Here is a 15,239-nt window from a genome sequence, read left to right as displayed (position 1 = left end):
GGCAAAAGGAGCGGTTAAACCGCTCCTTTTGCCGTCCCTATACTCTCTGTGACCGCCTTGATTGCATCGTATGTAACTTTTGCCAGCTTTTGAAGTTCTTCAATTTCAATCGAAAGCGGTGGCATTAATACAATGACAGGACCGAGCGGACGAATAATGACACCCCTATTCCGAGCCTCTAAAATGATTCGATGTTCGACTTGAAACGACAGGGGAAAGGGTTCTTTTGTTTCTTTATTTTGCACAATCTCAATGCCTGCCATCATCCCCTTTTGCCGTATATCTCCTACATATGGCAGTTTCCAAAAGTTTTGAAGTTCCGACTTAAGCCTATCTATTTTTTCCTCAAGTGCTGGAATAAAGCCTTCCGATTCTAATAGTTCAATACTTTTTAAGGCGACTGCGCAGGCAAGCTGGTTTCCTGTATAAGAATGTCCGTGGAAAAACGTTTTCAGCTCTTCCGGTTCCCCGAGAAATACCTCATATACGGTATTTGTCGTAACTGTCGCAGCGAGCGGCAAATAGCCTCCCGTTATTCCTTTTGCGACACATAGAAAATCAGGCTGAACTTTTTCTTGTTCACAAGCAAACATCGTTCCTGTCCTGCCAAACCCAACGGCAACTTCATCGGCAATCATCAGAACATTGTATTTCGTGCAAAGCTTTCGAACTCCCGATAAAAAGCCTTTAGGATGGGTGATCATTCCCGCCGCTCCTTGTACAAGCGGTTCGATAATTAATGCTGCCACCTCTTCGTGATGTTCCGCTAAAATCGCTTCTAATGCATCAAGACATTGCTTCTTTGCCTCTTCTTCTGTTCGGACACCTGTCATCCGGTAAACATATGGTGTCGGTGCTTCAATACGGTCAATTAAAATCGGCTTAAATATTTTATGGAATGTGTCCATGCCGCCAACGCTGACCGAACCGATCGTATCGCCGTGATACGCTTCTTTGAAGGAAATATATTTATTCTTTTTTTCATAGCGTACGGGATCCACCAGTTTCCAATACTGATACGCCATTTTTAATGCGATTTCAACAGAAGTCGATCCTGAGTCCGAATAAAACACTTTATTTAATCCAGGAGGGGTTAGCTCGACTAATTTTTTTGCGAGCAAAATCGAAGGGACATTTGCTGCTCCTAACAATGTGGAGTGAGAGATTTTCTCAAGCTGCTCCTTAAGCGCTTCATTCAGCAGCGGATGAGCATGTCCATGAACGTTCACCCAGAGAGAAGAGTATCCATCTAAATAACGATTTCCCTCGATATCGATTAAATAATTTCCTTCTCCCCGCTCAATGATGAGTGGTTTTTCTTTCTTGTATTGTTGCATTTGCGTAAATGGATGCCATACATACTCTTTATCCCATTGTTCTAACTCATGCATTTTCAATTGGTGACCTCCATAAACTCGTTTTGACATTGTTTTAAGCGCTTGAAAAATATGTCTCTATTAATCAATGGTTCTTTAGAAGCGAGTTTCTTTTGCATCTCGGGAATGAGAGGCGCGGCAATTGATGGAATACAGCCTATTACCGGTACTCCACTTAGTTTTTGGATCATGTTTATGTTATCTTCTTGCATAAAACCTGGCTCTTCGGGCATCTGGTTAAAAATTAGCCCCACAATCGGAATTCCTTTAGACTTTGCATAAGCAATGGTCAACAATGTATGATTAATCGTTCCAAGCTCCGGATGAGTGACGATCAATAACGGCAACCGTAAATCGCAGATCAGGTCGGCAGTCATATAGACACCCTTTCGATCTTCAGCAAGTGGAACGACAAGACCCCCCGCTCCTTCAACGAATACAAAATCATTTTCCTTTTGCAGTTGATGGAACTGTTCGATTATCCGTTTGCGGTCGATCTCAATTTTTGAACGATTTGCCGCTAAGTGCGGCGAAACGGCATCTTTTAAGCAATATGTACATAATTCTTCCTGGGAATACGGCAATGCCGCCAACTGTTTATAAAATTGAACGTCTTCGGCAATAAGCTTCCCGGCGTGTTCGATTCCACCGCTTTGTATCGGTTTAAAAGGAACGGCTTTCATCCCTTCTTTTTGAATTAAAGCCGTTAAATAGGCCGTAACAACTGTTTTTCCAACGCCTGTGTCAACTCCCGTGATAAAAAGAGCGTTAGTCATTCCGTAGGCTCCTTTCTAGTATATTCTTAAACTATCGTAAAGAAAAAAAGGACTATTGTCAACTTATAAAACAATAAGGTTAACAATAGGTACAATAAAAAGTCCGGTGGTCACCGGACTTTATTTGTGAGCTACAGGCTCTCTCGCATCTAATTCAAAAACGTCGTGTAATGTTTCAATTGCTTTAATCATGAATTCCTGGTCAACAATTGTCGATACTTTAATTTCAGAAGTGCTTACCATCTTAATCATAATGCCTTGATCAGCCAATGATTTAAACATTTTTGCGGCGACTCCAGGATTGGAAATCATGCCTGATCCAACAATCGACACTTTAGCAAGCTGATCCTCGTGAACAATCGATTCAAAACCAAGCCTGTGACGATTAGTTTCCAAAACGGAAATCGTATTGTCCAATACATTTGAATCGATCGAAAATGAAATATTCATCGATTCATTCTCGTTCACATTTTGAATAATGATATCAACATTAATCCCGTTTTCCGCAAGCATTGTGAACAAATGTGAAAGAGTTGTTAACTCGTTCGGCAAGCCTTCCACCGTTACTTTTGTCACATTTCCTTCAAATGCAAGACCTCTTACGACCAATTGATTTTCCACCGTACATTCCTCCTCAACAATCGTTCCGCTTTCCATCGATAAACTTGAACGTACTTCCAGTTTTACACCATAATTTTTCGCAAATTCCACCGCTCTTGGATGCAATACCCCTGCACCTAGATTAGCCATTTCAAGCATTTCATCATATGAGATCGATTCCAGTTTTCTCGCCCCGTCAATGACTCTTGGGTCTGTTGTAAACACCCCTGTTACATCAGTAAATATATCGCATTTCTCGGCTTTCAATGCAGCAGCTAATGCGACAGCCGTCGTATCCGATCCGCCTCTTCCAAGTGTCGTTATTTCATCCGGTCCCGAAACAACTCCCTGAAAGCCGGCAACGATGACAATTTTACCTTCCTCCAATAAACGGCAAATTCGATCCGTATGAATGTTACGTATTCGCGCATTTCCAAAAACTTTCTCTGTTTCAATACCTGCCTGCCATCCTGTTAATGATACTGCTTCATACCCTTTTTCTTGAAGCGCCATCGAAAGAAGGGCAATCGTTACTTGCTCACCCGTTGATAAGAGCATATCCATTTCTCTTTGCGAAGGCTTTTGTGAAATTTCCCCCGCCAAACGAACGAGTGTATCCGTCGTTTTGCCCATTGCTGAAACGACAACGACAACACTGTGACCTTCTTCTACTGTTTGAATGACGCGATTGGCAACATTTTGAATGCGTTCTACACTGCCTACACTTGTTCCTCCAAACTTTTGCACCATTACTGCCATTACTTTCATCCTCTCTTCCCGCTCTTACTTTCCGTATTTTTTACCAATCGATCTCTTTAGAGAAAACAAAAAGCAACAATAAGGAAAAAACCTTATTGTTGCTTGAATATGCAACAGTAAGCCAGTTTTGTTTCCCCTCATGTGAGATAGTTCTCCATACACCCTTTGGGTAAGGATGCATGACAGCCCTGCACTTATTCAGATACAGGTCCAGCCTGATGAACGAAGGAGTTTCATCAAACTTCGGCAAAAATCCCCTTTCCCCCACTATCATAAGAGCTCCTTACTCTTCAAATGGGATACTGTTGGTTTTTGCTCCTCTACCATCACTTCAATTGAAGCATGGCACATATATTAAATTGGTTATAGTTTAGCAAACTTATATCCAAATTTCAATTCATTTTATGAATCTTTTTTTAACGCCTCATAAATTGTTTTTGCTATCGGCCCCGGTATTCCCGCAGCCTGAATCTCTTCTATGCTCGCTTCTTTCATTTTTTTAATCGAGCCGAAGTGTTTCAATAATGCTTTTTTACGCTTTTCGCCAACCCCGGGAATATTGTCAAGACTTGAAGAAAACATTCCCTTTGCTCGAACCTGGCGATGGAATGATATCGCAAAACGGTGAACTTCGTCCTGAATGCGCTGCAATAAATAAAATTCCTGGCTATTCCGGGGCAATGGAATAAATTTCAGGGGATCGCCCATCCACAATTGCGAGGTGCGGTGTTTATCGTCTTTGGCCAACCCTGCTACCGGAATGAACAAGTTCAGCTCATTTTCAAGAACATCTTGCGCTGCTGCGATTTGCCCTTTCCCTCCGTCGATAATGATTAAATCAGGTAATGGGCCATTTTCTTTTAACATTCTTGAATACCGTCTTCGAATGACCTCACGCATGGATGCATAGTCATCCGGACCTTCAACCGTTTTAATTTTGTATTTCCGGTATTCTCTTTTATTTGGTTTCCCATCCGTAAAGACGATCATTGCCGATACAGGGTTCGTTCCGTGAATGTTTGAATTATCAAAGGCCTCGATCCGATATGGCGGAGCGATGTTCATCTGTTTTCCAAGGTTTTGGATCGCACGAATTGTTCGGTCTTCATCCCTTTCAATAAGGGCAAATTTTTCCTCTAAAGCAAGTTTTGCATTTTTTGTCGCCAACTCGACAAGTTCTTTTTTTTGGCCTCTTTTTGGTTGAATCACCTTTATACCAAGCAATTCTTTTACTAATTCGCCATCAATTTCAGCCGGCAACAAAATTTCTTTTGGTAGCGGATAATTTTTTTGTAAATAAAATTGACCAATAAAGGTAACAACATCTTCATCGGCTTCCCCGTAAAATGGAAAAAGTGAAACATCACGTGCGATCAGTTTTCCCTGACGGATAAAAAATACTTGTACACACATCCAGCCTTTATCAAATGTATATCCAAATACATCACGGTCAATGAGATCAGCCGTCATCATCTTTTGTTTTTCCATAACAGCTTCAATGTGATGAATTTGATCCCTTAATTCTTTTGCACGCTCAAAGTTTAATTGTTCGGATGCAGCAAGCATTTTTTCCGTCAGCTCTTCTTTCACTTCCTTATACCCGCCGCCAAGAAATTTACTAATTCCTTCCACCATTTGCGCGTTTTCTTCCTTGCTTACTTCATTCACGCAAGGAGCTAAGCATTGCCCAATATGGTAATAGAGACAAACACGATCAGGGATGGTGTTGCATTTCCGCAGCGGAAAAAGCCGGTCGAGCAGTTTTTTCGTTTCTTGAGCCGCCCCGGCATTGACAAACGGCCCAAAATATTTCCCGCCGTCTTTTTTCACTTTGCGCGTATACAAAAGGCGGGGATGTTTTTCCGCGGTAATTTTTAAATAAGGATAGCTTTTATCGTCTTTGAGCATAACATTGTATTTCGGGTCATGCTTCTTGATTAAGTTCATTTCTAACAGAAGGGCTTCAATTTCCGAAGAGGTTACAATGTATTCAAAATCTTTAATTTCACTTACAAGCCGTTGTGTCTTCCCGTCGTGAGTTCCAGTAAAGTAGGAGCGGACACGATTTTTCAATACTTTTGCCTTGCCGACATAAATGATTTGGCCAAATTGATCTTTCATCAAGTAACAGCCCGGTTGTGCCGGCAAAATAGCGAGCTTTTCTTTAATCGTATTCACGCTACGCCCTCCTTTCTTCTTTCTTCTCTACCCTCCATCATAGCACGAAACACCCGTTCTTGCAGTTATGGAAAACAGAAAGAGGCGATTATCCCATAAGATGATCGCCAAACTTTACTGAATACCTCAACTAAAAATTGATCTTTAAATTGATAGATTTTTTTGGCTAAAATGCACTAACTCATCATAACCAAATAAGTGCAAAGTATTGTATTAGAATAAAATGATAGGCATTGTTTCCATGTTCGAACCATACAGCTGCTGGAAGAGGAACGGCCTCAATTTGAAATCATATTTAAACAACCTGTTACGGCAATCGGATTGTATGGAATCAAAAGAAAAGTCAAAACGCTTTATGTAACCGTAGATGAAAAAGAAGCTTTTTATGAAGATTTAGCCGCACGAATAAAAAAGTGCCCGGCATAACCGGACACTTTTTTATTTTTATTTATGTTGGTTCAAGAGTTCAACCAATTTCTCTTTTGGTTGGAAACCAACAACTTGATCGACTTTTTCTCCGTCTTTAAAAACGATTAAAGTCGGGATGCTCATAACGCCAAATTTGCTTGCTGTATCTTGATTTTCATCAACATCTAATTTCACAATTTTAACATCTGGCATTTCATTTGCAAGTTCTTCTAATACAGGTGCAATCATTTTGCAAGGTCCGCACCATGGTGCCCAGAAATCAGCAAGAACTAGTCCTTCGTTTGTTTCTGTATTGAATGTTTGATCAGTTACGTTTACAATTGCCATTTGTAAAATCCTCCTTAAAAATAGCTTTGCGGTCAATAAAATATATGTAATTTAAAGCCGCATAATCTTGCATTAGCCAAAGTATACCATCATTTTTCTTGTACTTCTATTTCTTTGCTCAACATTATCGTACCCAGATTGCGGCTTTTAAAAACTTCGATTCAAATGATCGGCACAATTAAACAACTTGCATTCCCATGTTTTATCATTCAACGTTACAATGCTGACCGATGTATTGTGAAGAGGTTCGTCACTTACCCCTTGTTCAATTAAAACATTTAATAGTTTTTTTATAAACGCGCCATGACTGACAACGATAATTTTTTCACCCGGATATTGTTCTGCCACCTCACAAACGAATTCCATCCCTCTTTTTAAAACTTCCTCATCTTTTTCGATACCGTGATCGAGCTCCCGCCAATTGGCTCCCCACTTTGCTTCACGTTCCTGATGGTTCGTTCCTTCCAACCGGCCATAACTAATTTCACGAAGCCGACCGTCGGTACTAAACGGAATGTGCAATGTATTTGCTATCGTTTCACCTGTTTCTCTTGCCCGTGATAAATCGCTCGAAATGACCTTATCCCAATGTTCATTTTTAAAACGGTTGGCGAGTTTTAGTGCCTGTTCTTTTCCTTCGCTATTCAGCGGTATGTCAAGCGTTCCCTGCGCCCGTTGTTCCTTATTCCAGTCTGTCACACCATGTCGTACAAATGCGATCATCGTCATCCCTATTACCACCTCTTTTTCATCATCTTATACGATAATGATGAATTAGAAAAACAATTGGCTCAATCGGTTAGATTGAGCCAGTGTCATTTAGGATTTAACTAATACTTTCTTGAATTCCTCTGTAAGCAACGGAACAACTTCGAACAAATCTCCGACAATTCCATAGTCCGCAACCTGGAAAATGCTCGCTTCAGGATCTTTATTAATCGCTACAATCACTTTTGAATTGGACATGCCGGCAAGATGCTGAATCGCGCCTGAAATACCGCAAGCAATATAAAGATCCGGTGTAACAACTTTTCCAGTTTGACCGATTTGTAACGAATAGTCGCAATAATTGGCATCGCACGCTCCGCGCGAAGCACCCACTGCCGCACCTAAAACATCAGCTAATTCCTGCAGCGGTTTGAAGCCATCCGCCGATTTCACACCGCGACCGCCGGATACGATAATTTTCGCTTCCGATAAATCAACACCAGTCGATGCTTTACGAACGACTTCTTTTACGATTGTACGCAAATCTTTAATTTCAACTGAAAATGACGTAACTTCCCCCGAACGATTTTCATCTTTTTCAAGAGGTTGAATATTATTTGGACGTACAGTAACAAACACAATGCCGTCAGTGATTGTCTTTTTCTCAAACGCTTTACCAGAATAAATCGGACGTGTAAATACAACATTTTCGCCGACTTTTTCAAGCGACGTAATATCTGATACGAGGCCAGCCTGAAGCCTTGCCGCCAATCTTGGCGATAAATCTTTACCAAGTGCAGTATGGCCGAACACGATTCCTTCAGGTTTTTCAGCATCAACAATTTGAAGAAGTGCCTGAAAATAGCCATCCGATGTGTAGTTTTTCAATTTTTCGTCTTCAGCAACTAAAACGCGGTCCGCCCCGTAATGAATAAGCGGTTCGGCTAGAGATTGAACTCCGGCACCAACAATAGCGGCTACTATTTCTCCATCTGAAGCAATTTCCTTTGCTGCTCGAATCGCTTCATAGGACACGTTTCTTAGTTCACCGTCACGAACTTCTGCAAGAACAAGTACTTTTTTCCCCATGGATGATTTCCTCCTTAATCAACTTTTCTTTTTTGTCTACATTAAATAACTTTCGCTTCCGTACGAAGCAAGGAAACAAGTTCTTTCACCTGGCTGGCGATTTCTCCGCTTAAAATTTTTCCGGCGTCCTTTTTCGGAGGCAAGAATACTTCAACCGTTTTAGTTTTAGCTTCTACATCGTCCTCATCAATATCAAGGTCGTCAAGTTCCAGCGTCTCAAGTGGTTTCTTTTTCGCCTTCATAATTCCAGGCAATGAAGGGTATCTTGGTTCATTTAAACCTTGTTGTGCCGTTACAAGAAGAGGTAGGGAGGTTTCAATTTTTTCCACATCTCCTTCTACATCACGATCAATCGATACAGTTGAACCATCGATTTTAATTGATGTAATGGTCGTCACATATGGGATATTAAGAAGCTCGGCAAGACGAGGCCCTACTTGTCCTGTTCCGTTATCAATCGCTACATTTCCACCAAGAATTAAATCAAATTCTTGCTCTTTAAAATACGTTGCCAATATAGAAGAGGTTGTAAATTGATCCTGGCTATCGAGATCTTCATTCGAAATTAAAACCGCTTTATCCGCCCCCATCGCAAGCGCGGTGCGAAGTTCTTTTTCAGCTTCTTCTGAGCCAACAGTAACAACTGTAACTTCTCCGCCGTGTTGATCACGTAGTACAATTGCTTCTTCCACAGCATATTCATCATATGGATTAATAATAAATTCAGCGCTGTCTTCTGAAATTTTCCCATTGGTGATTGAAATTTTTTCCTCTGTATCGAACGTGCGTTTTAAGATGACAAAAATGTTCATTTCTACCCCTCCATTTAAATTGTTTAGTTACTTATTGATCTTTAAATTGTGGCTTTCGTTTTTCGATAAAGGCTTTAATGCCTTCTTGTCCATCATTTGAGACGAACACTTTACCAAAATATTCTGCTTCCTTTTTCATTCCTTCCTCAAATTCGGCGCGATCCGCATATTGAAGAAGTTCGAGTACATATTTTACAGAAAGCGCACTCTTTTGGGCGCCTTTTTCTGCCAACTTGTAAGCATTTTCAAAAAGTTCCGTTTCAGGATAAGCTCGAGTTGCAAGCCCCCACTTTACAGCTTCTTTTCCCGTCAGCGGTTCACTTGTTACAAGCATTTCACAAGCTTTCGCCGTGCCGACATAACGAGGCAGACGTTGCGTTCCAGCAAATCCAGGAATAAGACCAAGCGTAAGTTCCGGCAATCCAAGCTTTGCATCTTCTGAAACAACCCGGATATGGCAAGCCATCGCAAGTTCCAATCCTCCGCCAAGCGCTGCCCCGTGAATCGCTGCAATAACGAGTTTAGGGAAATTTTCAATTTTGTTAAATAACTGTTGACCGAATTCCCCGAGTTTAGCGAACCCAGATTCATCTTTTACAGTTGTAAACTCTTTGATATCAGCTCCCGCTGAGAAAAATCTTCCTTCTCCTCGTAAAAGAATTACTTTAACTTCACTGTCATTTTCCAACTCATCAAACACGATGGAAAGCTCTTTCAAAAGCTGTGATGAAAGGGCATTTGCCGGTGGACGATTAAGCTGGACAACAGCGATATGATTTTCTTTTTGAACTTGCAAAAATTCCACTCTAAGCTCTCCTTCCTTCCATTTATGGTATCTATTGGTGCAATTATTGCTTTAAAGCACCATTGCTTAACCCGTTAATCAACATTTGATGTACGGGCTTTGCAAGTGATGGTAAATCGTAGTGATGTTCATTCATGACCCAGTTCGTTGCTGTTTCATCAATGGTTCCAAATATCATTTGCCGGGCAAGGCGGTAATCTAAATCTTTCGTAAATTCACCTTTTTCTATGCCCTCTTTTAAAATGTTGTCAATTAAGGTTAAGTATTGTTTTAATACTTCACCAATTTTAGCCCTTAATGTCCGATTTGTTTGACGCAGCTCCAATTGTGTGACAATTGAAAGTTCTTTATCGTTATTTAATAATTTAAAATGCAATTGTATGAGTGTTAACAATTTCTCTTTGGCAGTTGATTTTTCCTCTAATTGCTTTCTTGATTTTTCAATAAAGCTGCCCATTTTCTCATTAAAAACTTGCACGAGCAAATCTTCTTTATTTTTAAAATAAAGATAGATCGTCCCATCTGCTACTTGTGCCTTTTTAGCGATTTTTGACACTTGAGATTGGTGATAACCATTTTCTGCGATCACACTAACTGCCGCATCAATAATTTTTTCATATTTCGGACCTTTACGTTTCAATTGAATCTCCTCACTTGGTTCATAAAATGAATGATTGTTCATTCATACTTTAATTGTAAAATAAATCCCCCTTTTCTGTCAATTGAGAACGATTTGCTTTTGCAGCTTGTTTGGAAGTAAGGCATTGGACGTAGGTTTACCGGAATCGGCAAATTGCCGATCCCGGTTATCCGCACCTTTACCTTGTTTCTTGCTTTAATTTATTTTTCTCCTCTTCGATAAGCGCGCGGCGAAGAATTTTGCCAACCATCGTCTTCGGAAGTTCATCTCTAAATTCATAAACCCGGGGAACTTTGAAAGCGGCTAAATGCTCTCTGCAATATTGATTTAATTCGTCCTCTGTACATCTAGCATTTTCTTTTAAAACAATATAAGCTTTAACCGTTTCCCCGCGATATGGATCGGGAACGCCGGCAACCACAGCTTCTTTTACCGCTTCATGCTCATATAAAACTTCTTCAATTTCACGCGGGTATATATTAAAACCACCTGCGATAATAATATCTTTTTTCCGATCAACAATGTAAAAATACCCATTTTCATCCATATATCCCATATCGCCTGTCAATAGCCAATTGTCACGGAAAACGGCAGCCGTTTCTTCCGGCTTGTTCCAATACCCTTTCATCACTTGCGGACCTTTTACAGCCAATTCGCCCACTTCGCCCGGCTCCGCAAATTCGCCGTTTTCCAATAGGATGGCAGCTTCTGTATCAGGCCATGGCAATCCAATGCTTCCTTTCACTTGACGGCCATAGACTAAATTGGCGTGAGTAACCGGCGAAGCTTCTGTTAAACCGTATCCTTCGACTAGCTTTCCTGATATGATCGATTGAAACTTTTCCTGTACTTCGATCGGCAAAGGTGCAGATCCGCTAATGCAAGCTTTAATCGATGTCAAATTATATTTCTTAATGTCGGGATGATTTAACAAGGCGATGTACATCGTTGGAGCCCCCGGAAACAACGTCGGTTTGTGCTTATGAATAAGCTGCAGAACTTCTTTTGCTTTAAAATGGGGAACGATAAGCATTTTTGACTTCAGCATAATGGCCAAATTCATGACGACTGTCATTCCATAAACGTGAAAAAAAGGCAATGCAGCAAGAACTGTTTCTTCGCCTTCTTTTACGTTATATATCCATGACTGGCATTGTTTTGCGTTTACCACTAAATTGGAATGGGTGAGCATAACCCCTTTAGCCGGTCCAGTTGTCCCTCCTGTATATTGCAATAATGCAAGATCTTCTTTCGGATTGACGGAAACCGGTACAAATTCTTTCGAAGATTGATTAAGCAATTCCATAAATGAATGAATAAAGCCGTTGTATGAAATGTTTACAATCATCGGGTTCTGCCTTTTTTGAACGATCGGGTACAGCCAATTTTTCGGAAATGGCAAGTAATCTTTAATCCCAGTAACAATGATATGCTCGAGTTTTGAATGTTCTTTTACAGAAATGACTCTTGAAAAAAGCAAGTCCAGACAGACTATGAACTTCGCCCCGCTGTCATTCAGCTGATGCTCCAATTCTCTTTCTGTATATAACGGATTGGTTTGAACTACTGTTCCCCCGGCCATTAATGTCCCATAATAGGCAATTACCGCTTGTGGCGTGTTAGGAAGCATAATCGCTACACGGTCACCGCGCTCTAAGCCCAATGATAAAATCGCATTTGAAAAGCGAAGCGCACTTTCGTAAACTTGTTTAAACGTTATTTCTTTACCGTAAAAATAGATGGCGACGTTGTCTGGTTTTTCTTCGGCCGCCTCTTGCAAGTACGTGAATAAAGGTTTCTCCTTATAGTCAAGTTGACCTGGAATCTCTTTCGGATAATGGTTTAACCATCTTCTTTCCATCGGATGTCTCCTCCTTTGATTCACGCCTTTCCTTCAAATTTTCTCTTCTACATTCTATTATAATGAAAACGGATTCAATTTTATATACTTTTTTAAAAATTTGAATAAATAGGGTCATTTTTTTTACATCTTTCGCTTTATTTTGCCAGTATATTTGTTTTACGTTTTATCAAACTAATGTTGAAGGGGGGATTATAATGGCTCACTCTAAAGCAAGACGTGTAGCAGCGTTTAAAGGACAAAAACAGCGAATGCACCCGACACATGGAAAAGTAAAATCGTTTGAAGAATTGTCGAACGAATTGACCGAAAACAAGCCTACCATTCAACCGAAAGATGTCGACGAAATTGAATATTAATAAAGCTGTTGGGATATCCCAACAGCTTTTTATGCAAAAAAGACCATGTATATTATTCCAGACAAAATAAAGATTCCGCTCACAACAAATAGCACTTTCCATAATGTTTCCATAATACTCTCCCCATTACTTTGCCTTTACTTTAAAACGACAACAGTAATGCCGCTTCCGCCTTCCGTTGCAGCACCCATCCGCATCGATTTCACATTCGGGTGGGATTTTAATAAGTTTTGCACACCGCTTCTTAGGGCACCTGTTCCCTTACCGTGAATAATCGATACTTGCGGATAACCAGCCAGCATTGCCTCATCCAAATATTTATCGACTTCGAGCATCGCATCCTCATACCGTTTTCCACGCAAATCAAGTTCTGGACGAACCGTCCCTTCATTTCCCTGAACTTTCACAAAAGAACGAGGCTCTTGTTTTTGCTTGGGCTGTTTAATGAACTCCAAATCATTTTTCGAAACGTTCATTTTCAAAATGCCGATTTGCACCTGGTATTCATTATCATTGACTTTCTCGATAATATGGCCCTTTTGTCCAAAACTTAGGACCTTCACTTCATCACCAGGTTTAAAATCAACGTTTTGAGATGGGACAGCCGCCTTTTTTTTCTTTGTTTTCCGAAGTCCCGGTGCGGCGTCCTCGAGCCGTTTTTTCGCATCAATCAATCGGTGTTCTTTTACATTTCCGAAATTCTTCTGATATTCCCTTAATTCTGATATGACTTCCTCAGCCGTTTTCTTTGCGTTGGCCACTGCTTCTTCCGCTCGTATTTCCGCTTCTTGCAGCAAGCGATCCCGCTCGTTATTAAATTTCTCCATCTCAGCTTCAAGGTCGGCTTTCAATTGTTCTGCTTCCTCGCGAATTTTCCGGGCCTCTTCCATTTCTTTCTCGGCCAATTTCTGATTATCTTCAAGGGAACGAATCATATTATCGATCTGGTTTTCTTCATCGCTAATTTGCGCTTTTGCCATATCAATTATCTTTGGATCTAAACCAAGCCTGCGAGAAATCTCAAACGCATTGCTTCGTCCCGGTACACCAATTAAAAGCCGGTAGGTCGGACGTAATGTTTCCACATCAAACTCTACGCTTGCATTGATGACACCTTCGCGATTATAAGCGTAAGCCTTTAATTCACTATAATGGGTTGTAGCTATTATTCTCGCCCCGCGGCTCCTTACATTATCGAGGATCGAAATGGCCAAAGCCGCACCCTCTTGCGGATCGGTTCCTGCGCCAAGCTCGTCAAATAAAACAAGACTTTTATGATTGACCGTTTTTAAAATGTCGACAATATTGACCATATGGGAAGAAAACGTACTTAACGATTGTTCAATGGACTGCTCATCTCCGATGTCCGCATAAATTGCTTCAAATACAGCCATTTCCGATTCTTCATCGGCAGGGATATGCAAACCGGATTGGGCCATTAGCGAAAGCAAGCCGATCGTTTTTAATGTAACGGTTTTCCCCCCGGTATTCGGACCCGTAATGATCAACGATTGAAACTGGTTTCCAAGTTCAACATCAATCGGAACGACAACTTTTTGGTCAATTAGCGGATGCCTGGCTCTTTTTAAGCGGATATAATCTTTATCATTCATGATCGGCTTAGAAGCTTTCAGTTCTTTTGCGTAAAGCGCTTTTGCAAATATAAAATCAATCTCTGCGAGAACTGTAATATTTTGATCAAGAACATCAGCGGCTTCCCCGACTTTTCCTGAAAGTTCTTTTAAAATTTTCTCGATTTCCCGCGCTTCTTTTGCTTTTGCTTCTTTCAATTGATTGTTGATAGCAACAACAGCCTGGGGTTCAATAAAAAGGGTTGCTCCTGAAGCGGACTGATCATGAACCATGCCGCCAAAATTCCCACGGTATTCTTGTTTCACCGGAATAACGAACCGATCATTGCGAATCGTAATGATCGCGTCTGAGAGCATTTTCTGGTAACTTGACGATCTGACAATGCTCTCAAGCTTTTCCCGTACACGTGATTCATATGTTCGAAGCTGCTGGCGAATCGTTCTTAGTTCAGGACTTGCGCTGTCAAGAACATGGCCGTTGTCATCAATGCACGCTTTAATTTCTTGCTCGAGCTCTGTACACGGTTCAATCTGGCTGGCAAGCGCGTCCAATATGGGCAGTTCAATTTCATCTTCAACCATGTTCTCGATAAACCGTTTAAACCGGCGGCCACCGTATACTGTTGTCGAAATTTCGAGCAGCTCTTCCGTACTTAGCATCCCGCCAATCTGGGCTCGCTTTATCGATGCGCGAATATCCCGAATTCCGCCAAGCGGCGCCTGTCCTTTCAGGCGAATGACTTTTGCTCCTTCATCCGTGCTATTTTGCCAATGTTTCACTTCATCAAGCCTGGTCGACGGCTTTAAGTTTTCAATTTGCTGCACCCCGAGTGATGAGCTGGCATGTTTTTTTAATTGTTCAATAATCTTTGTATATTCAAGTACTCGAAAAATACGTTCTTGCAAAATAATTCCCCCTCAAGGTAAA

Annotated in this window: 13 protein-coding genes and 1 riboswitch; of the genes, 1 reads left to right on the top strand and 12 read right to left on the bottom strand. The window is 40.9% G+C overall.

Annotated features, from left to right (window positions below; translation table 11 throughout):
- Nucleotides 1-14: 14 nt before the first annotated feature.
- From bioA to WD019_RS04400, 11 genes are all read right to left on the bottom strand, one after another.
- Nucleotides 15-1,391 carry an adenosylmethionine--8-amino-7-oxononanoate transaminase gene (bioA, locus tag WD019_RS04450; protein WP_035350145.1) on the bottom strand — a complete coding sequence of 459 codons (1,377 nt, stop codon included), beginning with the start codon at nucleotides 1,389-1,391 and terminating at the stop codon, nucleotides 15-17.
- Nucleotides 1,392-1,393: 2 nt separating this feature from the next.
- Nucleotides 1,394-2,152, bottom strand: a complete 759-nt coding sequence (gene bioD / locus WD019_RS04445; RefSeq protein WP_425710770.1) for a dethiobiotin synthase — start codon at nucleotides 2,150-2,152, stop codon at nucleotides 1,394-1,396.
- A 120-nt stretch (nucleotides 2,153-2,272) separates the two neighbouring features.
- Nucleotides 2,273-3,511 carry an aspartate kinase gene (locus WD019_RS04440; protein WP_425710803.1) on the bottom strand — a complete coding sequence of 413 codons (1,239 nt, stop codon included), beginning with the start codon at nucleotides 3,509-3,511 and terminating at the stop codon, nucleotides 2,273-2,275.
- A 139-nt stretch (nucleotides 3,512-3,650) separates the two neighbouring features.
- A riboswitch (Lysine riboswitch) is annotated at nucleotides 3,651-3,842 on the bottom strand.
- A gap of 71 nt (nucleotides 3,843-3,913) precedes the next feature.
- Nucleotides 3,914-5,689: an excinuclease ABC subunit UvrC gene (uvrC, locus tag WD019_RS04435; RefSeq protein ID WP_425710769.1), complete on the bottom strand. Its 1,776-nt coding sequence runs from the start codon at nucleotides 5,687-5,689 to the stop codon at nucleotides 3,914-3,916.
- Nucleotides 5,690-6,133: 444 nt separating this feature from the next.
- Nucleotides 6,134-6,445 (bottom strand): thioredoxin, encoded by a 312-nt coding sequence (gene trxA, locus WD019_RS04430; protein WP_026676509.1) that lies wholly within the window; start codon nucleotides 6,443-6,445, stop codon nucleotides 6,134-6,136.
- A 147-nt stretch (nucleotides 6,446-6,592) separates the two neighbouring features.
- Nucleotides 6,593-7,174, bottom strand: coding sequence for a histidine phosphatase family protein (locus tag WD019_RS04425; protein WP_425710768.1), 582 nt, complete (start codon nucleotides 7,172-7,174; stop codon nucleotides 6,593-6,595).
- 90 nt (nucleotides 7,175-7,264) lie between these two features.
- A complete protein-coding gene (locus tag WD019_RS04420) occupies nucleotides 7,265-8,242 on the bottom strand; it encodes an electron transfer flavoprotein subunit alpha/FixB family protein (protein ID WP_425710767.1) in 978 nt (325 codons plus the stop codon).
- Nucleotides 8,243-8,283: 41 nt separating this feature from the next.
- Nucleotides 8,284-9,054 carry an electron transfer flavoprotein subunit beta/FixA family protein gene (locus WD019_RS04415; RefSeq protein ID WP_425710766.1) on the bottom strand — a complete coding sequence of 257 codons (771 nt, stop codon included), beginning with the start codon at nucleotides 9,052-9,054 and terminating at the stop codon, nucleotides 8,284-8,286.
- Nucleotides 9,055-9,085: 31 nt separating this feature from the next.
- Nucleotides 9,086-9,859 carry an enoyl-CoA hydratase gene (locus tag WD019_RS04410; RefSeq protein ID WP_425710765.1) on the bottom strand — a complete coding sequence of 258 codons (774 nt, stop codon included), beginning with the start codon at nucleotides 9,857-9,859 and terminating at the stop codon, nucleotides 9,086-9,088.
- A gap of 43 nt (nucleotides 9,860-9,902) precedes the next feature.
- Nucleotides 9,903-10,499 (bottom strand): TetR/AcrR family transcriptional regulator, encoded by a 597-nt coding sequence (locus tag WD019_RS04405; RefSeq protein WP_026676514.1) that lies wholly within the window; start codon nucleotides 10,497-10,499, stop codon nucleotides 9,903-9,905.
- A gap of 178 nt (nucleotides 10,500-10,677) precedes the next feature.
- Nucleotides 10,678-12,360, bottom strand: coding sequence for an AMP-binding protein (locus WD019_RS04400; protein WP_425710764.1), 1,683 nt, complete (start codon nucleotides 12,358-12,360; stop codon nucleotides 10,678-10,680).
- 197 nt (nucleotides 12,361-12,557) lie between these two features.
- Here WD019_RS04400 and WD019_RS04395 point away from each other — a divergent pair, with 197 nt between their 5' ends.
- Nucleotides 12,558-12,719, top strand: coding sequence for a DUF6254 family protein (locus WD019_RS04395; RefSeq protein ID WP_169729196.1), 162 nt, complete (start codon nucleotides 12,558-12,560; stop codon nucleotides 12,717-12,719).
- Nucleotides 12,720-12,856: 137 nt separating this feature from the next.
- Here the strand turns inward: WD019_RS04395 and WD019_RS04390 are convergent, their stop codons facing one another.
- On the bottom strand, nucleotides 12,857-15,217 hold the full coding sequence (locus WD019_RS04390; protein ID WP_026676516.1) for an endonuclease MutS2: 2,361 nt from the start codon (nucleotides 15,215-15,217) through the stop codon (nucleotides 12,857-12,859).
- Nucleotides 15,218-15,239 lie beyond the last annotated feature (22 nt).

The organism is Fictibacillus sp. Mic-4 (assembly GCF_049843615.1).
GTDB classification, from domain to species: Bacteria; Bacillota; Bacilli; order Bacillales; family Fictibacillaceae; genus Fictibacillus_A; species Fictibacillus_A gelatini.
This window is presented reverse-complemented; position numbering and strand designations above follow the sequence as displayed.